24 protein-coding genes and 2 rRNA genes are annotated in these 21,988 nt (G+C 60.2%); 8 read left to right on the top strand and 18 right to left on the bottom strand.

The window, feature by feature from the left end:
- Nucleotides 1-13: 13 nt before the first annotated feature.
- A complete protein-coding gene (locus tag ACILSE_RS11805) occupies nucleotides 14-2,551 on the bottom strand; it encodes a protein kinase domain-containing protein (protein WP_395717597.1) in 2,538 nt (845 codons plus the stop codon).
- Complete coding sequence (locus tag ACILSE_RS11810; RefSeq protein ID WP_395717598.1) at nucleotides 2,548-3,303, bottom strand: RNA polymerase sigma factor; 756 nt, start codon at nucleotides 3,301-3,303, stop codon at nucleotides 2,548-2,550. Before ACILSE_RS11810 ends, ACILSE_RS11805 begins: the two co-directional genes overlap by 4 nt.
- A 300-nt stretch (nucleotides 3,304-3,603) precedes the next feature.
- Here ACILSE_RS11810 and ACILSE_RS11815 point away from each other — a divergent pair, with 300 nt between their 5' ends.
- Complete coding sequence (locus tag ACILSE_RS11815; protein WP_395717599.1) at nucleotides 3,604-3,849, top strand: ComEA family DNA-binding protein; 246 nt, start codon at nucleotides 3,604-3,606, stop codon at nucleotides 3,847-3,849.
- 70 nt (nucleotides 3,850-3,919) lie between these two features.
- Here the strand turns inward: ACILSE_RS11815 and ACILSE_RS11820 are convergent, their stop codons facing one another.
- The 10 genes from ACILSE_RS11820 to ACILSE_RS11865 all read right to left on the bottom strand — a co-directional run bounded on the left by ACILSE_RS11820 (nucleotide 3,920) and on the right by ACILSE_RS11865 (nucleotide 12,322).
- Nucleotides 3,920-5,260, bottom strand: a complete 1,341-nt coding sequence (locus tag ACILSE_RS11820) for a sulfate adenylyltransferase subunit 1 (RefSeq protein WP_395717600.1) — start codon at nucleotides 5,258-5,260, stop codon at nucleotides 3,920-3,922.
- A gap of 23 nt (nucleotides 5,261-5,283) precedes the next feature.
- A complete protein-coding gene (locus tag ACILSE_RS11825; RefSeq protein ID WP_395717601.1) occupies nucleotides 5,284-5,781 on the bottom strand; it encodes a YfbM family protein in 498 nt (165 codons plus the stop codon).
- Between the two features lie 3 nt (nucleotides 5,782-5,784).
- Nucleotides 5,785-6,711, bottom strand: a complete 927-nt coding sequence (gene cysD, locus ACILSE_RS11830) for a sulfate adenylyltransferase subunit CysD (RefSeq protein ID WP_395717602.1) — start codon at nucleotides 6,709-6,711, stop codon at nucleotides 5,785-5,787.
- 6 nt (nucleotides 6,712-6,717) lie between these two features.
- Nucleotides 6,718-7,473: a sulfite exporter TauE/SafE family protein gene (locus ACILSE_RS11835; RefSeq protein WP_395717603.1), complete on the bottom strand. Its 756-nt coding sequence runs from the start codon at nucleotides 7,471-7,473 to the stop codon at nucleotides 6,718-6,720.
- Between the two features lie 6 nt (nucleotides 7,474-7,479).
- On the bottom strand, nucleotides 7,480-8,136 hold the full coding sequence (locus ACILSE_RS11840; protein WP_395717604.1) for a phosphoadenosine phosphosulfate reductase family protein: 657 nt from the start codon (nucleotides 8,134-8,136) through the stop codon (nucleotides 7,480-7,482).
- Nucleotides 8,137-8,247: 111 nt separating this feature from the next.
- Nucleotides 8,248-8,508, bottom strand: coding sequence for a 50S ribosomal protein L27 (rpmA, locus tag ACILSE_RS11845; RefSeq protein ID WP_395717605.1), 261 nt, complete (start codon nucleotides 8,506-8,508; stop codon nucleotides 8,248-8,250).
- Nucleotides 8,509-8,529: 21 nt separating this feature from the next.
- Nucleotides 8,530-8,844 carry a 50S ribosomal protein L21 gene (gene rplU, locus ACILSE_RS11850; protein WP_395717606.1) on the bottom strand — a complete coding sequence of 105 codons (315 nt, stop codon included), beginning with the start codon at nucleotides 8,842-8,844 and terminating at the stop codon, nucleotides 8,530-8,532.
- Nucleotides 8,845-8,938: 94 nt separating this feature from the next.
- Nucleotides 8,939-9,739, bottom strand: a complete 801-nt coding sequence (locus tag ACILSE_RS11855) for an HAD family hydrolase (protein WP_395717607.1) — start codon at nucleotides 9,737-9,739, stop codon at nucleotides 8,939-8,941.
- A gap of 15 nt (nucleotides 9,740-9,754) precedes the next feature.
- Nucleotides 9,755-11,218, bottom strand: coding sequence for a hypothetical protein (locus ACILSE_RS11860; protein ID WP_395717608.1), 1,464 nt, complete (start codon nucleotides 11,216-11,218; stop codon nucleotides 9,755-9,757).
- A 30-nt stretch (nucleotides 11,219-11,248) separates the two neighbouring features.
- Nucleotides 11,249-12,322, bottom strand: coding sequence for an OmpA family protein (locus ACILSE_RS11865; protein WP_395717609.1), 1,074 nt, complete (start codon nucleotides 12,320-12,322; stop codon nucleotides 11,249-11,251).
- Between the two features lie 110 nt (nucleotides 12,323-12,432).
- Here ACILSE_RS11865 and ACILSE_RS11870 point away from each other — a divergent pair, with 110 nt between their 5' ends.
- From ACILSE_RS11870 to ACILSE_RS11880, 3 genes are all read left to right on the top strand, one after another.
- Nucleotides 12,433-13,152, top strand: coding sequence for a superoxide dismutase (locus ACILSE_RS11870; protein ID WP_395717610.1), 720 nt, complete (start codon nucleotides 12,433-12,435; stop codon nucleotides 13,150-13,152).
- Between the two features lie 129 nt (nucleotides 13,153-13,281).
- The gene (locus ACILSE_RS11875; RefSeq protein WP_395717611.1) at nucleotides 13,282-13,815 is read left to right on the top strand and encodes a hypothetical protein; all 534 of its coding nucleotides are present in this window, start codon (nucleotides 13,282-13,284) and stop codon (nucleotides 13,813-13,815) included.
- A 31-nt stretch (nucleotides 13,816-13,846) separates the two neighbouring features.
- Nucleotides 13,847-14,224 (top strand): rhodanese-like domain-containing protein, encoded by a 378-nt coding sequence (locus ACILSE_RS11880; RefSeq protein WP_395717612.1) that lies wholly within the window; start codon nucleotides 13,847-13,849, stop codon nucleotides 14,222-14,224.
- Here the strand turns inward: ACILSE_RS11880 and ACILSE_RS11885 are convergent, their stop codons facing one another.
- From ACILSE_RS11885 to ACILSE_RS11900, 4 genes are all read right to left on the bottom strand, one after another.
- On the bottom strand, nucleotides 14,225-15,019 hold the full coding sequence (locus ACILSE_RS11885; RefSeq protein ID WP_395717613.1) for a ThiF family adenylyltransferase: 795 nt from the start codon (nucleotides 15,017-15,019) through the stop codon (nucleotides 14,225-14,227).
- Between the two features lie 39 nt (nucleotides 15,020-15,058).
- Nucleotides 15,059-16,087, bottom strand: a complete 1,029-nt coding sequence (locus tag ACILSE_RS11890; protein ID WP_395717614.1) for an SMP-30/gluconolactonase/LRE family protein — start codon at nucleotides 16,085-16,087, stop codon at nucleotides 15,059-15,061.
- A gap of 320 nt (nucleotides 16,088-16,407) precedes the next feature.
- Complete coding sequence (locus tag ACILSE_RS11895) at nucleotides 16,408-17,781, bottom strand: Gfo/Idh/MocA family protein (RefSeq protein ID WP_395717615.1); 1,374 nt, start codon at nucleotides 17,779-17,781, stop codon at nucleotides 16,408-16,410.
- Between the two features lie 37 nt (nucleotides 17,782-17,818).
- A complete protein-coding gene (locus ACILSE_RS11900; protein ID WP_395717616.1) occupies nucleotides 17,819-18,670 on the bottom strand; it encodes a sugar phosphate isomerase/epimerase family protein in 852 nt (283 codons plus the stop codon).
- Between the two features lie 227 nt (nucleotides 18,671-18,897).
- Between ACILSE_RS11900 and ACILSE_RS11905 the strand changes: the two genes are divergently transcribed.
- From ACILSE_RS11905 to ACILSE_RS11920, 4 genes are all read left to right on the top strand, one after another.
- Nucleotides 18,898-19,389: a LysM peptidoglycan-binding domain-containing protein gene (locus ACILSE_RS11905; RefSeq protein WP_395717617.1), complete on the top strand. Its 492-nt coding sequence runs from the start codon at nucleotides 18,898-18,900 to the stop codon at nucleotides 19,387-19,389.
- A 91-nt stretch (nucleotides 19,390-19,480) separates the two neighbouring features.
- On the top strand, nucleotides 19,481-20,092 hold the full coding sequence (locus ACILSE_RS11910; protein ID WP_395717618.1) for a sigma-70 family RNA polymerase sigma factor: 612 nt from the start codon (nucleotides 19,481-19,483) through the stop codon (nucleotides 20,090-20,092).
- Nucleotides 20,076-20,720 (top strand): anti-sigma factor family protein, encoded by a 645-nt coding sequence (locus tag ACILSE_RS11915; protein WP_395717619.1) that lies wholly within the window; start codon nucleotides 20,076-20,078, stop codon nucleotides 20,718-20,720. Before ACILSE_RS11910 ends, ACILSE_RS11915 begins: the two co-directional genes overlap by 17 nt.
- On the top strand, nucleotides 20,720-21,223 hold the full coding sequence (locus ACILSE_RS11920) for a hypothetical protein (protein ID WP_395717620.1): 504 nt from the start codon (nucleotides 20,720-20,722) through the stop codon (nucleotides 21,221-21,223). The genes ACILSE_RS11915 and ACILSE_RS11920 overlap by 1 nt, the downstream gene beginning before the upstream one ends.
- Nucleotides 21,224-21,409: 186 nt before the next feature.
- Here ACILSE_RS11920 and rrf read toward each other — a convergent pair.
- Nucleotides 21,410-21,525 (bottom strand): 5S ribosomal RNA (gene rrf, locus ACILSE_RS11925).
- A 140-nt stretch (nucleotides 21,526-21,665) separates the two neighbouring features.
- Nucleotides 21,666-21,988 (bottom strand): 23S ribosomal RNA (locus tag ACILSE_RS11930); the annotation flags it as partial.

The raw sequence follows: 21,988 nt of genomic DNA on the forward strand, positions 1-21,988 counted from the left end.
CATGCACAAAAAATTAGCGGCCCTCGCCCTCGCCACGCTCAAGCGCCCGTTGGGCGGCATCCAGCCGCTGACGGGCCAGAGCCACTTGTGCTTTGGGAATCTCTTCCTTGGTGGTCAGTCCCTCCATGCCCTTGATTGTCTCCTGCAATAACCTCACCGCTTCCGGGTGCCTGGCACTCTCGCAGAGCACCGCTGCCAGTTCGCTCTGATCGGTCAGACGCAAGGCGGTCTCCTCCACCCCGGTTTCAATGGACAGCAAGCGGTGCCAAAGCGCGATCGCCTGCTCAGGACGACCGATCCGGCGTTCACAACGGGCCTGGGCGCGCAGCAGTGCCGCCGCATGTGTCGGGGGCTTGGCATCATTCAATCGACCCAACCAAAATCTCCCCAAATCCGCAGCCTCAGGCAGGCGGCCGAGTTCGACCAGCAGATCAACGCAGCGGGCCGCCTGCAAAAGGGTGAGGGCATGATCCGCCCCGCACCATTCATCTGCCCTACGCAGCGAGGCGCGCACCAGCGCCAGCGCAGATTCCGCTCCCTCGTGCTCATGCAAGAGATCTTCCAGCATGAGCACGCAGTTCCAAGCCTCATGGTAATCGGGGCCGACAACGGTTTCGAATACATCCATGGCCTGACGGGCTGTCACAATCGCCTCCTCGGCCAAGCCTGCCTCGCGGCAGTGGTGCGCATGCACATACAGGATCTCCCCCGTGAGAGCATGCTCTTTGCCCAACAGCTTCATGGCCTCCCTGATGAATCCGCGCCCAAGCTCTAGCGCGTAACGTTTTTTTCCCGCTTCGTGCAAGGCTGCCAGATAAAAACGGCGGAAATTCATGAGATTGAAAGCCTTGTAGCCCTTGAGAACAGCATGGCGGCAGACTTTCTCCAGCAACTCCGCCGCCTCCCCGGCCTGTTGATCAAAATACAGGCACTTTCCCAGGGAAAAGCGGGTGTAGATTGTTTGATAATGCCCGGACGGCAAATGAGCCTCCTGCCACGCCAACACAGTACGCAGGCCCCTGATGCCCTCTTTTCTTCTCCCGTCCATGTGACCCATCTGTGCCGCCACATTGTAACGCATCGACCAGAGACGTGGAGAGTCGTTTTCCAGCACGGTTTCGGCCAACAAAACCGCCTCCTGATAGGCGGCCAAGGTCTTTTCCCCGTTTAGGATGCCCGCAACTTGGCTCAGCATTCCTGCCTTGCGAAGCGGATCACCCTTGAAGGCCTGGATGCGCGTGAGCAGGTCATCGGCCACTTCCTCCTTGTTCAGGGAGCGGCCCTTCTGCCGGGCGCTCAGGTTGCGAATGGTCCCCAATGCCATCGTGGTGATCTCCTGCGCATCCTTCTCATTTGCCTCTGCCTCAACTCGCGCACGGCTCGCCTCAACCGCCTGCCAAGTTGAGACTATAGTACCTGCGACCAATGACAGCACCGCGGAACCGATCGCGAGCGTGGCTGCCTTGTGCCTTACGACCAGTTTCCACAGCCGTTCCCCGGTCCCAACCGCACGCGAAAGAACCGGCTCGCCGTTGAGGAAGCGGTCCAGCTCGTCCGCAAGGAATCCGGCGCTCGGCAGCCGCCGGGTGGGCTGTTTTTCCAGGCAACGGAGGATCAATGTCGCCAGATCACGCTGAATTTGAGAGATCGGGCCCATCGAGGCGCCCACCGGCCTTGTTTGGGGCGCTTTAGAGGCGGAGCGCGAGATCAGCTTCCCGGTGGAACTGATTTCTGGATCATCCTCGGTGATCCGGCGCATGACCTCCACGGCGCTGCCGCCTGGGAAGGGCAGCTTGCCCGTAAGCATCTGGTAAAGCATCACTCCCATCGCCCACACATCACTCGCCGTAGTGACCTCCTTCGCCTTCCCAGCCGCCTGCTCCGGGCTCATGTAATGCGGCGTGCCCACATGCGCATGCGTCCGCGTGAGCTGAAACTCCGCATCCAGCAGCTTCGCCAGGCCAAAATCGGACAGCATCGGCTTGCCGGCCACATCCAGCAGGATGTTCGCCGGCTTGAGATCACGATGCAGCACGCCGTGATCGTGCGCATGCTGCACGGCACGGGCGATGCGGCTCATGAGCGTGGCCGCCTCACGGTCCGGCAGCACGCCGCGCTTTTTGATGCGTTCCGCCAGCGACCCGCCCTCTGCCAGCCGCATCGTGTAAAACGGCATCCCATCCTCCTCTCCGCTCTCGTAAATCGGCACGATGTCGGGGTGGTCGAGCTGCGCGATGGCCTGCGTCTCCGCCCGGAACCGTGCCGCCTCCTCCCGGGTGGCAAAGTGGGCGTTGCGGATCACTTTCATGGCCACCACGCGGCGCAATTTCAAATCCTCCGCCTCGTAAACAATACCCATGCCCCCGCTGGCGATCTCCCGCACCAACCGGTAGCCCGCGAAATCACAGGGCAGCTCCCCCAGCCGGCGCGCGGGCGCCTCAGGAGCCGCGGCCGCCGCAATCCCCTCATTGAACAAGCATGCAAGGCACATGCCGTCCTGCTCCAGCGGGCTGGAGCAGACGGCGCATGATCTGAGGGGCGGATCGCTCATGCAGCCGAAATCAAACTCAACAGATAACGCAGCTCATCATCCACCTCCGCGTCCGTGGCCACCACCTGGCGCACCTCCTCCCGCAGCAGCACGCCAAAGCGCCTCCTCATGTCCGCCGCCGCCTTTCGCACCGCGCCATGGGACATGCCATGCAGCGCCGCCATTTCCTCCCAGTCCGGCACAGCCCCGTCCGACGCGAACACGCGTCGGCGCACCTCGCTCAAGAACGCCCCGCGCTCGCGTTCCGCATGCTCTGCGTCGAGCCGGCGCATCACTTGATCCACCAGCGCCCGCGCCCAGCGCCGGTCATAGGCCAGATCCGGCGACAACCCGTCCACCAACACCGCATTCCCCTCCACTTCGCTGATTTGCTCCAAGCTGGCCACCGGCTGACCGCCCCCGCGCTTTTGCCTGTTGGCATCGCGTTGCTGGTTGGCCAGCCAGTTGGTGAAGCAGCGCAGCAAAAAGCTGCGGAAACGCACCTCGCCGCGCTGTACGTCCGCCAGCATCTCCTGCGAGATCAAGTGCTCAAAAAAACCCTGGGCCTGATCCATTGCCGCCTCATGCTCCGCACCCCGCTGCCGCGCAAAAACATACAAGGGCCGCCAATAAGCCCGCGCCAGCCGCTCCAGGCCTGCCAGCGCGGCTGTCTCTGAGTTCGCCGCCTGGATCATCGACCACATCGTCGCCGGAAACAGCCCGCTGTTGGCGGCCTGCGGCATGACTGCGGGAGCGACGGTTTCTTCGTGCATGGCAAGAGGTGAAATTTACCCCATGGGCTGGGGCGTGAGAAAACAAGATTTGTAAATTGAACGCAAGGAGCTAATCCCCTGCCATTCAGGCGACTAGATTCTTCGGCTCTTGCATCCATCATGAATGGCAAAAACACCAGTTCATGCACGAATGCCCCGGTGCGGGCTTCATCGCCGCATAGCCAATCTCGTCGGCGCCTCCTTTGGGACACCCCAATGCAGGAAATCCCGTGGCAATGGCAGGCTCTGGGGTTCCTTGTCGGTGCCCTGATCGTTTGCACCGTTATCAACGAGTCTGCCGTGGCACACCGTCATCCTTCCGAGCATGCGGATGCCTCCCGGATCGACATCAACCACGCCACGCAGGAAGACCTGGAATCTTTGCCCGGCATCGGTCCGGCGCTGGCCCGGTCCATCATCGCGGCGCGCCCGTTCTCATCCGCTGAGGAAGTCGCTCGCGTGCGCGGCATCGGCCCCGCGCTCGGCGCGAAACTCCGCCCGCTCATCAAAGCCTCTCCAGGCCGCCGCACGGCTGACCTTCGTTGATGCTTCAAGTGGCGTTGAAGTGTGCGTGAGCCTTCGCTCCTCGTGGAGTGTCCGCGCCCGAACGAAGAGATCAAATCGCCACCTCAGCGTCCTCGTCACCGGCGTCGGCCAGCGGTTTGAGGATCATGCCAGCGGCGACGGTGTTATTCGTTTGCTCATCGACGAGCACGAAGCTGCCGGTGGTGCGGTTCTTCGTGTAGGAGTCGAAGAAAATCGGCGCGGCGCAGCGGATGCGGACGCAGCCGATGTCGTTGAGGGCGAATTCCTTGCTCTCGGCGCTCTTTTCCAGCGTGCTGATGTTCACCTTGTAATGCACCTCGGTGACGATGGCGCGGACATCGTTCGTGGTGTGGCGCAAGTGGAAGCGGCCGCGGGGCTTGAGCGTCTTTTTGTCGGCGAACCAGCAGATCATGGCGTCGAACTCCTGCGCGGTCTGCACAGGCTCGTTGGCTTTCACGATCATGCCGCCACGGGAGGTATCGATCTCGTCGGCGACGGTGATGCTGTAGCTGAGCTGCGGGATGGCTTCCTGCTGCGGGCCTTCGAAGGTGTGGATGCCGGTGATCTTCGTCTTCATCTCGGACGGATAGACGAGCACGTCATCGCCCACGCGGAAGGTGCCGCTGGCCATGCGGCCGGCGAAGCCACGGTAGTCGTGGAGATTGCCGAGCTTGGCGTCGTTGCGATCAGAAATGGGGCGGATGACCCACTGCACAGGGAAACGGGCCGCGTCGGCGGCGGTTTCGGTATGCACCTGCACGCTTTCGAGGTGCTGGAGCAAGGACGGGCCGGTGTACCAAGGTGTGGCGTCGGATTTCTCGACGACGTTGTCGCCGTTCAAGGCGCTCATCGGGATCGGCGTGACGTTCGGGAGGTTTTCGAGGCCGCTGGCGAATTTCATGTAGTCGGCCACGATCTTGTCATAGACGGCCTGGTCGAAATTCACGAGGTCCATTTTGTTCACCGCGAGCACGATGTGCCCGATGCGCAGCAAGCTGGCGAGGTAAGTGTGACGCATGGTCTGCTCGATCACGCCGAGACGGGCGTCGATCAAGATGATCGCCAAATCGGCCGTGGAGGCACCGGTGACCATGTTGCGCGTGTATTGAATGTGCCCCGGCGTGTCGGCGATGATGAATTTCCGCTTCGGCGTGGCGAAGTAGCGATACGCCACGTCAATCGTGATGCCCTGCTCGCGTTCGGCACGAAGGCCGTCGGTGAGCAATGCGAGATTCACATGCGCGTCGCCGCGGCGCTTGGAGCTTTCTTCGACAGCGAGAAGCTGGTCTTCGAAGATGGATTTGGAATCATACAGCAAGCGTCCGATGAGCGTGCTTTTGCCATCATCGACGGAGCCGGCGGTCGTGAAACGGAGGAGACTGGATTCGGTGGGATTGACGAGAACGTCCATGGTTTGAAGGTGAGTGAGAAGAGTTACGAGAGATAAAGAAGCACAGGCTCCTGCGCGTGTGCGGCGTCGCGAAAGAACGCCTTCAGATTTTTGAAATGGTTGAGCACATAGGTGCGGTCAGACTCCGAGCCATTCCATCCTTCAGGATAGATCTCGGCTTTTCGAATGGCTTGTGGGTCGAATCGACTCCAAAGAGCATCCTCAGTCATCGAAGATAATGCAGCGTCTACCTCACCGACCTGATCGGGTAAGAGAAAGCGGGCAGGGCCATAAACCACTTCAACGTCGCCAATCTCCTGGCCTCCCATGACCACGTTGCACCAAGGCTCATCTCCGCCTGATGCATCTCCCGTGAGCAGGAAGTGAATCAGTTGCCATGACTTGTCGATGTCGAGGTAGCGTCCCGCTTCGAATTCGCTGTCATCGTCCGGGAACAGCAAATCGAGAACTGACTCAGGTTCGTTGAGAACCTGGTCGAGCTGGTCATGCGTGACCCGAAGATAGCTGCCACACATCGACATAAATCAGAAGTACCCTTCCTTCTTGCGGTCCTCCATGGCCGTTTCGCTGCGTTTGTCGTCGGCGCGGGTGCCGCGTTCGGTCTGGCGGGCGGCGGCGACCTCGGCGACGATGTCGTCGATGGTGCTGGCGGTGGATTCGACAGCGCCGGTGCAGGAGGCATCGCCGACGGTGCGGAAGCGGATGACCATCTCCTTCACGCGGGGTTTTTCCTCGTCGAGCAGGGGGATGATCGGATTGCCACGCTCATCATTGAGGCCGACGGCGAGGAGCTGGCCGTGACGCTCGATGATCTGGCGTTTGTGGCTGAAGTAGAGGCTGGGGAGCGGGATGTTTTCCTGACGGATGTACTGCCAGATGTCCATCTCGGTCCAATTCGAGAGCGGGAAGACGCGGAAGTGCTCGCCGAAGTGTTTGCGGCCGTTGAAGATGTTCCAGAGCTCGGGGCGCTGGTTCTTCGGGTCCCACTGGCCGAACTCGTTGCGATGCGAAAAGAAGCGCTCTTTCGCGCGGGCCTTCTCCTCATCGCGACGACCACCGCCGAGGCAGGCGTCGAATTGATGCTCCTCGATGGTGTCGAGCAGCGTGACGGTTTGCAGCTTGTTGCGCGAGGCGTTGTGACCCTTTTCTTCCTGCACGCGGCCGTCGTCGATGGACTTCTGCACACTGCCGACGACGAGTTCCGCGCCGATTTCCTGCACGAACCAGTCGCGGTAGGTCATGGCCTCGGGGAAGTTGTGGCCAGTGTCCACGTGGAGGAGCTTGAAGGGCAAACGAGAAGGATAAAACGCCTTCCGCGCGAGCCAGGCCATGACGATCGAGTCTTTGCCGCCGGAGAATAGCAACGCGGGCTTTTCAAACTGCGCGGCGGTTTCGCGGAGGATGTAGATGGCCTCGCTTTCGAGGAATTGAAGATGCGTGATGGATGACATGACGAATTAAATGAGGGCGAAGGCTTTGAGGAGGTTGCGGGCGCTCACGACGGTGACGAGGACGCCGACGAGAATCATGAAGGGCTTGTGCGGGATGCGTTTGGCAGCCCAGGCGCCGAGCGGCGCGGCGATGACACCGCCGAGAGCGAGGCCGAGGATGATGCTCCAATGCGTGAGGCCGATGGTGAGCAGGAAGGTGATGCTGGCGGCGAGCGTGACGAAGAACTCGACCGCATTCACGCTGCCGACGGTGATGCGGACGTCATTGCCACGCACGATGAGGTTGGAGGCCACGATGGGTCCCCAGCCGCCACCGCCCATGGCATCGACGAGAGCGCCGAAGAAACCGAGCGGTGTGAGGTGCGTGGTCACGTTCTTCGGCGGCACGCGGAAGAAGGCCTTCGCGATGATGACGAGGCCCATGATGATCAAATAGCCGCTGACATACGGCTTCAGCACATCGCCATCGAAGGCGGAAAGCGCATACGCACCGATGATGGCACCCAAAACGGCCGGAATGAGCAGCCGACGAAACAAGAAGCGATCCACATTGCCAAACGCGTGATGCGAAATGGCCGAGGCACCCGTCGTGAAGCACTCCGCGGCATGCACCGTAGCGCTCGTGGCCGCCGGCGGCACACCGAAGGCCATGAGCAGCGACGAAGCGCTGACGCCGTAGGCCATGCCCAGCGCTCCATCGATCAACTGAGCGATGAAACCGGCGGCGACGTAAAGACCGAACTCTGGAGTGAAGAAATCCATGAGTGCTTACGCTTTGTCGGTGACGAGCTTCGCGTGCAGGCCGCACTCGTGTTTTTCATCGCCCTTGGCGGGATCGTAGTAGGTGCGCTCGTTCGGCAGCGCGTGCTCCAGGAGGTAGGCGTCCATCTCGACGGGCGTCCAGTCGAGGATGGGGTTCACTTTGAGACAGTTGAACTTCGCATCCCACATGAAGGGGGCCAGCGTGGCGGCACGCTGCGGGTTCTGTTCGCGACGCAGCGCGGTGATCCACACTTTGGGGGCCAGTTCACGCATGCCTCGCTCGAAGGGCTCCAGCTTCATGATGCGGCTGAAGGACTCCACGCGCTCAACCTCGTCCGGCATCGGCACCTGGCCGCCATTCAGCGCCAGCCAGTGGGCGGCGGTCATGAGCGGCAGGTAGGGCTTCAAATTGAGCGTGAGCTGAGCGCGGCACTTTTCGGCAAAACGGTAGGTTTCCGGCAGGTTCGTGCCGTGATCGATCCAGAGCACGGGAACGTCAGCCGAGGCCTTCGTGACCAAATGCAGGATCACAGCCTCGTAAGGGCGGAAATTCGTCGTCACCAGCGCCTGGCCATCGGCATGAGCGAGGGCGATTTCGATGATTTCCGAGGGCGATTTGCCTTTGGCTTCATCATTGAGGGCGGCGATTTGTTCGGGATTCATGGCGGGGCGCGATTTATTCACCCAATTCTCGATGTGTAAAGTAGGAAATAGACACAGGGACAAAAAAGGCGCGGTGGTTAACCGCGCCCCTAAGTTCGATTTGCGAGCAGGTTATGCCTGTAGAGCCGGTGCTGCGTCGATGTTCACGCGACGACCTTCTTTGTCGAAGCGGACATTGCCGTCCACGAGGGCGAAAATAGTGTGATCCTTGCCGAGACCGACATTGCGGCCGGGGATCCACTTCGTGCCACGCTGGCGGAGGATGATGTTGCCTGCGATGACGGCTTCACCGCCGAATTTCTTGACACCGAGGCGCTTGCTCTGGCTGTCGCGACCGTTTTTGACGGAACCTTGTCCTTTTTTATGGGCCATAAGGGTGGAGAGGGTAAGGGATTAGGCGTTGATGGCGGTGATCTGCACAAGGGTCAGCGGCTGGCGATGACCACGGGTTTTGTGGAAGCCCTTGCGCTTGCGGAATTTGAAGGTGGTGGCCTTGTCGGCCTTGTGCTGCTTGAGCACTTTGGCGGAAACGCTGGCACCAGCGACCGTGGGAGCTCCCACTTTGATGCTGCTGCCTTCACCAGCGACAAGCACTTGGTCGAAGGTGGCGGTGTCGCCCTCGGCAGCAGGGAGCTTCTCGACGTCGAGCTTGTCGCCCACGGAGACTTTGTATTGTTTGCCGCCAGTTTTGATGATTGCGTATGCCATAACCTGAAAAAGTGAGAGTTTTCCCCTAGTCCGGGACGAGGGGCGCGGAGATTTCCACAGACACCCCGACTCGGCAAGGGAAACTTCTGCGAAATCAAGCAGCCGGGGCGGTAGAACCGCCAAAATAGTGCGTCAGCGCCTCCATCATGCCCTCGCTGGCCAAGCGGGAGGCGATGAATCCGCCACGGGAATGCACGATTTGCTTCACGGGGTCGAGCGCGTTGCCTGGACAGGCGATCATGCGTGCATGGCGCTGATCGAGCATGCTGAGATCGTTGTAATTATCCCCGGCCGCGAAGCACGAGGCGGAGTCGAGACCGAGCAATCGCGCCAGTTCGCTCAACGCGGTGCCTTTGCTGTACCCGCTGTGGGAAAAGCGCAGGTAGATGCCGTTGCGATGGTAACCGATGTCCGGGAACTGCCGTGCATGCGCGTCAATGTGAGCACAGATGCCGTCGAGTTCTTCGTTGCTGGTGGCGATGATTCCCATCTCGCCGAAATCCCCCTGGATGAAGGATGCCTTCGTCTGCGTCTCCACCAACTGGCGTATCGCCTGCAGTGATGGTTGATGCTCTTTGACGAAACGTTCGTGCGCACGACGCGCCTGACGGTTCCATGACCCGAAATCGGTCCAGCGGCTGAAGAAGCCCGGCTTATAGATATCGCACTCCTGCGCGATGATAAAATCTGGTTCCCGGTAGATGCCATGCTGCGCCAGTCCTTCGATGGTTTGATTGAGACTGCGCCCCGTGTTGATCACCCACGCGGCGCCCTGGCCGCGCAGCGTCTGAATCATCTGCCCCAGGGCCGGATGAAAAACCGGATCACTCTGCGGATGCACGAGCGTGCCGTCGAAGTCGAAGCAAAGGATGAAACGGTGTTTGGGGGCGGCCATGAAGCGGGCGCGCATTCATGCCGTGGAAGACGCCGGCTGCAAGAACACGATCAACCACCAAAATGCTGCGGCACAAAGCAACCACAGAACGACCTGGTAGAGGAAAAAGACCGGCAGTCGCATCTGTCGGCGGCGCACGCGCTGCACCAGCGCCTCGCATGCCCAGAGCAGGCTGAGCACCATCGGTGCATAAAGCGCCAGCACCCGGCCGCCGAAATCCAAAACCTTCATGTCCCAGCCAAAATCGGCCACGCACACGCCGAGGGCGAGAAATGTGAACAGCACAATCGGCGCGGTCTCCGGATGCAACGCCTGCCCGGCATGATGCGCACGTGGGGCCACAAAGGCGACCAGAATGCCCAGCAGGAGCAGCAACCCTGCGAACACAGCGACGAAACCACCGCGCGGGCAGGTGGACGCCCATTCAAGAGGCAGCAGATCCTTCAGCAGTGCGACGGCGCCCCCCTGGAGACGGCCGCGGATTTCCTCCGTGGTGTGCGCGGAACGATAGTTTTCAAACGATGGCATCCGGTCCTCAGGAACGGCGCGCAGCGTCTCGAGCGTTTGATGCCCGGCCGTCCATGTGCGCATCTCCTCCGCGTCCTCAAACCAGCGCCAATGAAACGGCGTGGCGTCGCCGAGTTTTTGGTAAGCATGCGAGAGCATCGGCCCGATAGTCACGAGATGGCAGACAACCAGCAGAATCACACCCAGCCAGTGATTCCGCCGCACCCAGAGCGTGGTGCCGCCCTCTGCGGCGAAATGCTCCATGATCCAGCCCCACAACCAGCGCAGGGAACTGACGCACACGAACACCAGCATCAGCGGCGTGGCCGTGGGAGCCGTCAAATTGGACAGGGCGGCAAAAAAACCGATTATGCCGTAAAGCCAGAGCGAATTCCGCTTCAGCGCGGCGATGCAGCACACCCAGGTCATCAGAAACAGCACGCTGAAGAGCAGGTCCGGCAGATAAAAACGTCCCGAGGGCAGGAAAACGCCGAAGCCGGCGAGAAACACCGTCAGCAGCGCCGCTGGCACCGAAAACGCCCGTGCGCAGGCCAGGCCGAGCAGGATCAAAACAGCCAGTGAGAACGACAGCTTCGCCAGATGCGCCTGTCTGGCGAACTGAGACGGGATCGACTCCGTATCCGACGCTGGTGCCTCCAGCAACCAGGCCGCCATCCATGGCCACAAAGGGCGCACCAGACCGTCGGTGCGGTGCGGCAGCCAGTTGTTCAGCGGTTCAGACACTCCCTGGCTGAAGTCGAGCTGCAAATCCCGCGCCGCCTCCAGCGTCATCGCCAGATGGCGCTGCTCCATCGGATGCGGCTGGCGCGTTTCGAGAGAAGACGGGGACTCCCGCAGAAAACTCCACGCATAAGCCCAGCTCAAAACACCCAGCAGCCCCAGCATCACCACCCAGCGGCCACCACTCAGCCAAACTCTGGTCAGATGCAGAAACACGGACTTCACCGGCATGCGTGAGGCGGGGTTGGGCGTTGCGGCGGTTTATTTTTTCGGACGCACCTTGATTTCGACGCGCCGGTTCAGGCCCTGCTGCTCCACCGTTCCGGTGACCGGCACGATCGGCTTCGCCTTGCCCATGCCCACGGCCTGGATGCGGTCGCTGCCGAGGCCGAGAGAGTCACGCAACCAGCCCACGACCGCGTTCGCACGGCGGATGCTGAGCTCAAGATTGAAATCTTCGCCGCCAAAGCTGTCGGTGTGGCCCTCGATGATGAACAGCGAATCCGGATTCTTTTGAATGAGGAAACCGAGCTTCATCAAGCTCAGGCGTGCCGCCTCGGCGAGTTGATCGCTGCCATACTCGAAGAGCAAGTCTGTCGGCATCAGGATCGGCGCGGTGCTGCCGCCCATCTTGCCGCCGCCGCCAAGCAGATCGTCGAGATTGCTGAATCCCTTTACACGCGCACCTGCGGCCGTCGCCGTGCCCTGGCTTTTCACCGCATCAAGCAGGCCGGTGTCGAGCTTCCCGCCTTCACCGGGATCAAGCGCGCCTGCGTCCAGCAGCATTTGTTTTTCGGAGACGGGCTTCGAGAGCACGTCGCGACGCACGCTGGCCATCTCGGCCGCGATGTCCGGCGCGGCGATGCTGTCCGGCGCGAGCAGCTTCGCCATGTCGTTGGCCTTGGGCGTGCCTGGAGCACCGTCGCCAGGGTCGTTGGCGCGGATGAAGTTTGTGATCTCCTTCACGTTCGGCGTGAGGTCGATTTCCTGGTTCTTCGGCAGCTCCTGCAGCTTGTCGAAATCATCCAGCTTCGGCTCGAAGGCCTTCATGTCCGGTAGATTGCCGGGCGCGACGGTTTCCGGGATCTGTTTGATCGCCTGTTGATCTTTGAGCACTTGCTCGCTGATGCGGATGCGCTCCGGCACCGGACGCGGTTTGACGGGCGTCACGGCGGAGATGCCCAGCGAGTTGAAGCCGACCACCAGCAGCATGTGAAACACCATCGACAGGATCAGCGCGAACATCACCCACCACTTCAGGCTCCAGTCGTCGCGGGAACGGAAGGCAGCACGTGTGTTCGTGCTCCATTCGGGAGGAAGTGTGACGGCGGCCATGACAGGAGGAGGCTAGCACGCGAGAGAATGGTTTGCACGCAGCACTTTAGCCGTGACATCACACCCACCGCCTACGTATTCTCGTGCCTCATCTAAAACCCCACTCAAACATGAACCGCCGCGCCTTCCTCACCACCAGCACCGCCGCCCTGGCGGGTTCCCTCCTCGTCCCGGCCCGCAGCCAGGCTCTCGATCTCACCCAGGCCCCCCTGCTCTACGCGCCGGAGGCCTTGGAGCCGCACATCGACGCCATGACGATGAACATCCACTTCGGCAAGCACCACGCCGCCTACATCAAGAATCTCGGCGATGCCCTCAAGGCCGCCAGCATCGACAAAACCGACCCCGTCGCCCTCGTTTCCGACCTCAAAGCCGTCCCCGAGGCCCAGCGCATGCTCGTCCGCAACAACGGCGGCGGCCACGTCAACCACACCTGGTTCTGGAAATGGATGACCCCTGCCGGCAGCGGTCCCAAAGGCCCCGAAGGCAAGCTGGGCGCTGCCATCCAGAGCACCTTCACCAGCATCGACGACTTCAAGAAAGTCTTCAGCGAGGCCGGCACGAAGCGCTTCGGCTCCGGCTGGGCCTGGCTCATCGTCACCAAGGACGGCAAATTGAAAGTCACCTCCACACCGAACCAGGACAACCCGCTCATGGCCGGCATCATCGAGGAAGAAAACCTCGGCACGCCCATCCTCGGCCTCGATGTCTGGGAGCACGCCTACTACCTCAAATATCAAAACAAGCGCCCTGACTACATCGCCGCGTGGTGGAATGTCGTGAACTGGGCCGAGGTGGCGAAGGGCTACGAAGCCGCAAAGAAGGCGTAGGCCAGGAACTGACCAAACCAGAATGACGAATGCCGAAGCAATGACGAAAACTGAAGTCCCAACCGGTTCGGGCATTCATTCGCCATTCCTCATTCGGACTTCGTCATTCGATTGTCCAAATCGCCCGTCATGACCGGTCTCATCGAGGTCAAGCTCACGGAGTTGAACCAATTGTTCAACTCCATGGACCCCTCACCCTTCCATGAGCGCGATCTGGATCATGATGCGGAGGAATTCATCGTCAGTTGGGCGCAGGAGCATCCGAAACAGCACGATTTGAGGCTGCTCGTGCATCTCGCGAAGCGTCCTTCGGATGTCGCTGACGCGCAAAAGCTCGTCGCCGACTCCGTCGCGCACTACTTCGAGTATCGCGCCGAGATGAAGCTGCACGATCTGAAGCGCCTCATGCGCGAAGGCCGCGCCTCCTTGATCATCGGCCTGCTGTTCCTCGGCGTCTGTCAGCTCACCGCCACGCTGCTCACGCCGGCCGCCGCCAATTGGCAGACCGTCGCCCGCGAAGGCCTCACCATCATCGGCTGGGTCGCCATGTGGAAGCCGCTCGAAATCTACCTCTACCGCTGGTGGCCCGTGCTAGCTCTGCGCAAACTCTACCTGCGCCTCTCCCGCATGCCCGTCGAAGTCCATTGCGCTCCCTCAACTTAGAACTTTAAACCTTAAACTTGAAACTCTGCCGATGAAACACCTGCTCACCACCCTCCTCCTGCTCATGCCCGCCTTCGTTTTCGCCGAAGACCCAGCCAAACACGTCAAAGCCGACGAAGCCGCTAAAATCATCGCCGAAGGGAAAGTCGCCATCATCGACGTGCGCACCGCTGAAGAGTTCAAAGACGGCCACATCACAGGCGCGCAGAACATCGACATCATGGCCGCCGACTTCGAGACCCAGCTGACCAAACTCGACAAAACCCAGCCCACGCTCGTCCACTGCCAGGCCGGCGGCCGCAGCATGCGCGCCCTCAAAGTCTTCGAAAAACTCGGCTTCACCAACCTCATCCACCTCGACGAAGGCTTCGGCGGCTGGGAAGCGGCAGGCAAGCCGGTGGAGAAGTGATCACTTCGTTGTCGTCAGCTGTCTCACCACTTCCGCCGCGAGCATGAAGCCAAACGCACCGGTCACAAACGTCGCCGCACCGAAGCCAGCGGCGCAGTCGAGGCGGAGGCCGGTTTCGGCACCCTTTTCGGGTTCGAGGGAGCAGGAGCCGTCGGCCCAGGGGTAAACCGGTCGCTCGGTGGAGAAGACGCAAGGGATGTCCATCGTCACGGGACGGCCCTGCTCGCTTTTGGCGAAGCCGTGATCGCGGCGCAGGCTCTGGCGGACACCTCGGAGCAGCGGATCGGCTCCGGCGTGGCCGAGATCGGCGATTTTGATGACGGTGGGATCGCGCCGGCCTCCTGCGGAGCCGGAGGTGATGACACGCAGGCCGCGAGCATGGCATTTGGCGATGATGAGCGCCTTGATCGAGGTGCGATCGACGGCATCGACGACAAAATCGAAGTTCGGTGCGAGCAGGCGGTCCACATTCGACTCGGTGAGGAATTCGATGACGCGGTTCACACGGCAGGCGGGATTGATTTCGGCCACTCGGGCGGCCAGCACATCGACCTTCGACACACCAACGGTGTGCGCGAGCGCGGGAAGCTGGCGGTTGGTGTTGGTGATGCAGACGTCGTCCATGTCGATCAACGTCAGTTCGCCGATGCCACTGCGGGCGAGCGCCTCGACCACCCACGAACCCACACCACCGACGCCAACGATGGCGACGTGCGCCTCCTCCAAGCGTGGCAAGGCCGCGGCTCCGTAAAGCCGCCCGATGCCGCCGAAGCGCTGGGTGTAGGATTCATCCATGCGCTCGTTTAGCGCCTGCGGAGCCCGGGATCAACCGCGTCAGCAGTGATGTGCGCCGCGTGTGTTCACATACACTGAATATAGGCTCTGTGAGGCGGTGATGAACAGGCGGTTCCGCTTCTGGCCGCCGAAGCAGACGTTGCTGGCGGTTTCGGGGAGTTTGATGAAGCCGATGAGCTTGCCTTCGGGGTTGAAGACATGGACGCCGTCGTAGCCGTCGCCGATCCAGCCGGCGCTGGCCCAGAGATTGCCCTCCACATCGCAGCGGATGCCGTCGGAGTTGCCCTTGGCCTTCGGATCGGCGAGCTGGCCTTTGTTGGTGGCGAAGACCTTGCCGTTTTTCACGGTCTTGCCGTCCACGTCATAGACGCGGATGTTCTTCGGGCTGCCGGTATCGACGATGTACACCTTCTTGTAATCGGGTGAGAAGCAGAGGCCGTTCGGCTTTTCGAGGTCCTCGGTGATCTTGGTGATCTCGCCGCTCGGGTCGATGCGATAGACGGATTCTTTGAGGAAGAGTTCCCCTTTGTTGCCCTCGTAGTCCATCATGCTGCCGTAGCCGGGATCAGTGAACCAGATGGAGCCATCGGGATGCACCGCGCCGTCGTTGGGAGCGTTGAAGGGTTTGCCGTCGAATTTTTCGGCCAGCACGGTGATTTTGCCGTCGAGCTCGTAGCGGACGACGCGGCGCGTGGCGTGCTCGAAGCTGATCTGGCGGCCTTGCAGGTCAAAGGTGTTGCCATTGCTGTTGTTGGCGTTGTTGCGCATGACGCTGACGTGGCCGTCCTCGGGCAGCCAGCGCATCTGGGCGTTGTTCGGGATGTCGCTGAAGACGAGGTAATTGCCGGTGCCGTTCCAAGCGGGGCCTTCGGCCCAGAGCATGCCGGTGTGCAAGCGGCGGATGGGCGCGTTGCCTTGCACGAGTTTTTCGAAGGCGGGATCGAGCGCGATGACGTCGGGATCAGGGTAACGTTCCGGGGTGTTTCCGCTCCAATCGCGGGAGAAAAGTGTCGTGGCGACGGTGGAGGTGGCGAAGCTGGTGAGGAAGGTGCGACGGCTGGAGTTCATGGTGCTGTGGTTGTAGCGGGATGAACGCGGGATTGGCAAGGCTTTTGGCGACGCGATGATGATTTGAATGACGAAAACAGAATGAGTAATGACGAATGAAATCCGAATGATTCAAGACGGGGTGATCAAGGGTGCTTCGACATTGATTCGTCATTCGCCATTCTGGTTTTGATTCACTTCGTTCACCCCTTCGGGGCTGCCTTCGGCAGTCTGTCTCGCTTCGCTCGGCTGTCATTTTTCGGCCACCGCATTTCATTCCCCCCAAACAAAAACCCCGGCCGCATCGCTGCGAGCCGGGGCTGATGAGGAGTTTTCTCGAATTAGACGACGGGCGCGCCTTCGATGTTCTTGCCGGGGATGGCGATGGGATACCAGCCTTCGGCGTTGGGTTTGACGGGCGGCTCGGATTCCTGGGTGATGATGGCGGGCATGTGCTGGACCTTGGAGTTCAGCGCGTCCTCCCATTTGATCTCTTTGCCGGAGTAGGTGGCCATGCGGCCAAGGATGGCGGTCATCGTGCTCTCGGCGCCGTAGTAGGCGTTGTTGAGCGGTTTGTTCTCGCGGATGGCGGCCTGGAGGGTGTCGTGCTCGGTCTGATACGGATCAGGATCGAGGCGCTTGGCGGCGCCTTTCCCCTTGCCTTCGACGTCTTTCCCGCCAGGGCGGTATTTCCAGATCGTGTTGCCCTTGTGATCGTTGGCATAGCAGCGGCCGCTGTTGTCGAGGTAGAGCTTGCCCTTGGTGCCGGTGAACTCCTCGCGCACGGCGTTGCTGACGCCGGACTGATGACGGCACTGGCTGTTGATGCGGACACCGTTTTCATAGGTGTACTCGACGTAGTGATGGTCGTAGATCTGGCCGAACTTTGCCTCGACGCGCTGCATGCGGCCGCCCATGCCCTGGGCGCTGACGGGATGGCCGCCGATGAACCAGTTGGCGACGTCAATGTTGTGGATGTGCTGCTCGTTGATGTGGTCGCCGCAGAGCCAGGTGAAGAAGTACCAGTTGTTGATCTGGTACATGAGCTCGGACTGGTCGGGACGCTTGTCACGGAACCAGATGCCGCCACCGTTCCAGTAAACCTGGCCACCGACGATGTCGCCGATGATGCCCTGCTCCTTGACCTGGGTGAGGGCTTCCTTGTAGCAGTTCTGATAACGACGCTGGAGGCCGACGACGACTTTGAGGTTCCTTTCGTCGGCGACCTTGGCCATTTCGAGAACCTTGCGCACGCCGGGGGAATCGACGGCGACGGGTTTTTCCATGAAGATGTGTTTGCCGGCCTGAACGGCGGCTTCGAAGTGATAAGGGCGGAAGCCGGGAGGCGTGGTGAGGATGACCAAGTCGCAGGAATCGATGACTTTTTTGTAGGCATCGGGACCGGCGAAGACGCGAGAGTCATCGACCTTCACCTTGTCGGGTGATTTGTTGCGCAAATTGCTAAGGGCGCCGTCGGCCTTTTCTTTGAAGGCGTCGGCGACGGCGTGCAAAGTGACGCCCTGCTGGCTGGTGCTGAGGGCCTGGCCCGCGGCACCAGTGCCACGGCCACCGCAGCCGATGAGGCCGACTTTGATTTCATCGCTGCCTGCGGCCCAGGCGGATTGTGCGACGGTGAGGGCGCTGGCGGCGGCGGTGGTGCCGATAAACTGGCGGCGGGACGTGGCCGCTGCCGGGGTGGTGGTCGGTGTGTTCATGAGTTGATTGGGTTGGGTGTTGCTAAATGATCGTGGTTTAAGCCAAGGCGTTCTTGATGAGCGCAAAGCCTTCCGTGTACACTTGCTCGGTGCTGGGGAAGAAATCGCGCCAGACGCGGGTGGCGGCGGCAAGGTCCGGCAGGGCGCTGCCGAAGGCTTCGATGGTCATCCAACCGTCGTAGCCGATCTTTTTGAGATGCTTGATCTGCTCGACGATATTGATGTGGCCACGGCCAGGCGTGCCGCGATCGTTTTCGGAGATGTGGACGTGGTTGAGCTTGCCTGACGCGAAGACGGTGTCGATGGCGGCCAGCGGGTTCTTTTCCTCGATGTTGGCGTGGAAGGTGTCATACATCGTACCGAAGTTCGGATGATCGACGCGCTTCACATAGGCGGCGGCTTGCTCCATCGTGTTGAGGAGATGGGACTCGAAGCGGTTCAGGGCCTCAATGGCGCATTTCACACCAGCGGCCTGAGCAACAGGCGCGATGGCGCGATGCACTTCCGCAGCGTTGTTGAGTTCGGTTTCCGTGGGGAAAGCGCCGGTGAACTGACCCAGCACCTGATAATAAGGGCCACAAAGTGTCTGCACGCCGGCATTGTGCGCGCATTCGATGACACGCTTCAGGTGGTCGATGGCTCCTTGACGGTTCGAGGCAACAGGGCTGATGGCGTTGTGCGCTTCGTCGGGCAGCACGGTGACAGCGGTGCATTGCAGGCCGTTGTCCTTGAGCACTTGGCCGATGCCTTTGAAGTGCGCCGGATTGCTGACATCGAAGATCGGCAGCTCGACGCCGTCATAGCCTGTGGCCTTGAGTTTTTCGATGACTGGGTAGTTCGCCTCGGTGACGTGGCCGGTGTAGAGCAGGAGATTGAAGCCGATTTTCATGGGGTGGGACGAGAAGCTAGGGAAGTCAGGGCAAAATGGCAAGGTTTGTGTCGGGAGATTTGCGGGCATCGCAAACGGCGGGTGCATCTTTGGTGTTTCATCCGTCTCTGGAATCGCAAAGCATGCTTCGGGGTGGCAAAATTGGCATTGAAAAGAGTGCATGCGATCTCATTAGTGAGGCGGCCGCTTCCCGACGCCGGTTGGCAGGCCGGAATTTCTTCCGAACCATGACTGTCATCCGACTCATTGCCCTGTCCGTCTCTTTTGCCGTCCTGGCTTCCTGCGAGAACATGAAAAGTTCAGGCAGCAATGATCCCTATGCCTCGAACTACGGCAACGACGGCCATTACAACCCGTATCCCGGGCAGACGGGCTACGCGCAAAAGACGGCACCGTCCTACCAGAAGCCGCCGATGCCTCAGGAGCCTGAACCGCCCGCAGATCCCTATGCGTTCAGCGCCTCGAAAAAGACCGCCCCGAGCACTTCTTCGAGCAACCCAAAGAAGAGCGTCGCCTCCAGCAACTCTGCGAAGAAGAAGCCCACAGCATCGAAATCGACCACCAAGAAGACATCGTCCGGCTCACGCTACAATGTTGTCAAAGGGGACACGCTTTACGGCATCGCGAAGAAGAAAGGCACTACGGTGGCCAAAATCAAAGCCGCGAACGGCATCAGCGGCGACCTGATCCGCCCTGGTCAGAGCTTGAAGATCCCCTGATTCAACACACGGGCACTTTTTCTGCTCCAATCTTGCCACGGACTCGAATTTTCCTCCTCTCTGGTCCGTCAATCCTCCGCCATTCCCATCCATGCCTGCCTCAGCCGCGACTGATCTTGGCGAAGTCTCTGACATCGACTTGGTCAAACGCAGCCAAGCAGGTGACACGCGGGCCTTTGACACGCTGGTGACAAGGTATCGCGGGAGGATCTACGCCATGACCTATCATCTGATCCAGAACGAAACCGAAGCCTGGGACCTCGCACAGGAGGCCTTCATCAAGGCATGGCGCGCGCTCCCGAACTTCAAGCTGGACGCTGCCTTTTACACCTGGCTGTACCGAATCGCCCACAACGTCACCTACGACTGGCTACGGAAGAAGAAAATCCAAGGCGATGGAGAGTTTGACGACGAGCGGACGGAACATCGTGCCGCAGCCGGTGCCGAAGCGACCCCAAAGGGAGACACCACGCCTGATATGGCCATGCGCAATGCCGAGCTAGGCCAGCGCATCCAGGCTGCGATTGCGAAACTTTCACCCGAGCACCGGCAGGTCATCATTCTGCGTGAAGTCGAAGGACTGGCGTACGAGGAAATCGCTGCGATGGTTCCCTGCTCGCTGGGCACCGTGATGTCCCGGCTGTTTTACGCCCGGAAGAAACTTCAGGAACAACTCAAAGACGTTTATGAAACCACCCTCTGAAAACCATGAACTTATCCGCTGGCTCGACGGCGAGATGGCGGAGGCCGAGCGCGCTTCGTTTGAAGAGCAACTCAAGCAGGATCCCTTGCTTGCCAAGGATGCCGGGGAACTCCGCGCGCTGAGCGCCAGCCTCCGCGCTCACCTGCCGGCTGAAATGAGGGTGCCGCACGAGGACTTCTTCAATTCGCAAATCCAGGTACGCATTGCACAGATGGAAAATGAGGCTTCCCGCTCAGGCCAGGTTTCCTCTGCGTCATGGCTCACATGGTTCCGCCAGCCATGGTTTGCTGTGGCTGGTGCCGCTGCGGTGGTCGCGTTTGGATTTTTGGCACTGAGAAACACGGAAAACACAACTGACAGTCTCATACTCAGCTCTTACACCCCGAACACCGCTGTTATGGCCCGCACGTATCATGACGTCTCGGCTCAGGCCACCGTTTTGATGCTCGATGGACTCGAAGAAGTTCCCTCTGACCGCAAGGTTTCCGGACTCAATGTTCATCACAGCGAATCAGAACCCGAGATAGCCTCTACCACGCTGTATGATACCTCGGGTGCGCTGTTGCTGATGATTTCCCGCGATTCCACCGGCAATCCATACTTCCGTACAGTCCCGCCCCGCAGCTGATGCGCATTCTCCTGACAGTCCTGATGATGCTGATGTGCTCCCTGGAAGTCTCCACTGCACAAACCAGCGCCCCACCCAAGCCCACACAATTTCCAAAACCTGAAACTGAGGGCAAGGTCTGGGGCGCCCTCATCTTTGCCTGCGACGATGCCGCCCAATTGACTGGGTCGCCGGAAAAGCCGCCTGCAAGCCTTCCGCGACTCAACGATCGACTGTCAAAAGTGTTCCCTTTTCGGCACTTCGAGATTCTCGGGCAGCATCACCAGGACATTTTCCGTGAGTACGAATCCTGGGTGGTTCCTTCACGCGATCTATTTCTCAAAATCGACTCCAAAGGGCCGGCTGATAAAGGCGGACTCAACCTGCACCTTCAGGTTTGGCGTGAGCAGCAGGTGCTCGTGAAAAGCGACGCGGTGCTGCGTCCAAGCAGCCCGCTTTTCATTGGGGGGCCCAAGTGGAAGGGGGGCAGGCTGATTTTTGTTCTCTCGTTGGAGCGCAGATGAGGCGCGAAGAGTCCGAGAGAGGAATTGCGCCAACTCGAAAGCACGCAATAAGCGCATTAAGTGTTCAAACGAAGAGGATGGTCCAGAGGATTGGCGCTGTGTATTTGCGTTAACATCACAACAAATTCCGCTGCGTAATCCAAACAAAACACCCCGCATTTCTTTCGAAATGCGGGGTGTTGTTTAATCTGGCAACGTCCTACTTTCACATGGCCTGTCGCCATACTATCATCGGCGCAACAGCGTTTCACTTCCGTGTTCGGAATGGGAACGGGTGGTACCACTGTGCCATGGTCACCAGACTGCGATTCACGAGACCTTTATAGGCCTGTGCACCGTGGTCTGACGACACTTCTTCAGAGAAACGTTCTCTGACAACTGCATATAGGGAGAATCAAAATTCGAATTGAGCCTTTGGAACCAGGCTTTATTTGAGATGGAGCAATGCAAGACAAACGGATGATTAGTACCACTAAGCTGAACACATTACTGCGCTTGCACCCGTGGCCTATCAACGTGGTAGTCTTCCACGATCCTTCAGGGAAAGCTTATCTTGGGATGGGCTTGGCGCTTAGATGCTTTCAGCGCTTATCCCTTCCGCACATAGCTGCCCAGCGATGCTCTTGACAGAACAACTGGAACACCAGAGGTGCGTCAATTCCGGTCCTCTCGTACTAGGAATTGAACCCCTCAACTTTCCTGCGCCCACAGAGGATAGAGGACCGAACTGTCTCGCGACGTTCTGAACCCAGCTCGCGTGCCGCT

Origin of the sequence: Prosthecobacter sp., assembly GCF_044236155.1 — a bacterium.
In the GTDB taxonomy this organism is placed as follows: Bacteria; Verrucomicrobiota; Verrucomicrobiia; order Verrucomicrobiales; family Verrucomicrobiaceae; genus Prosthecobacter.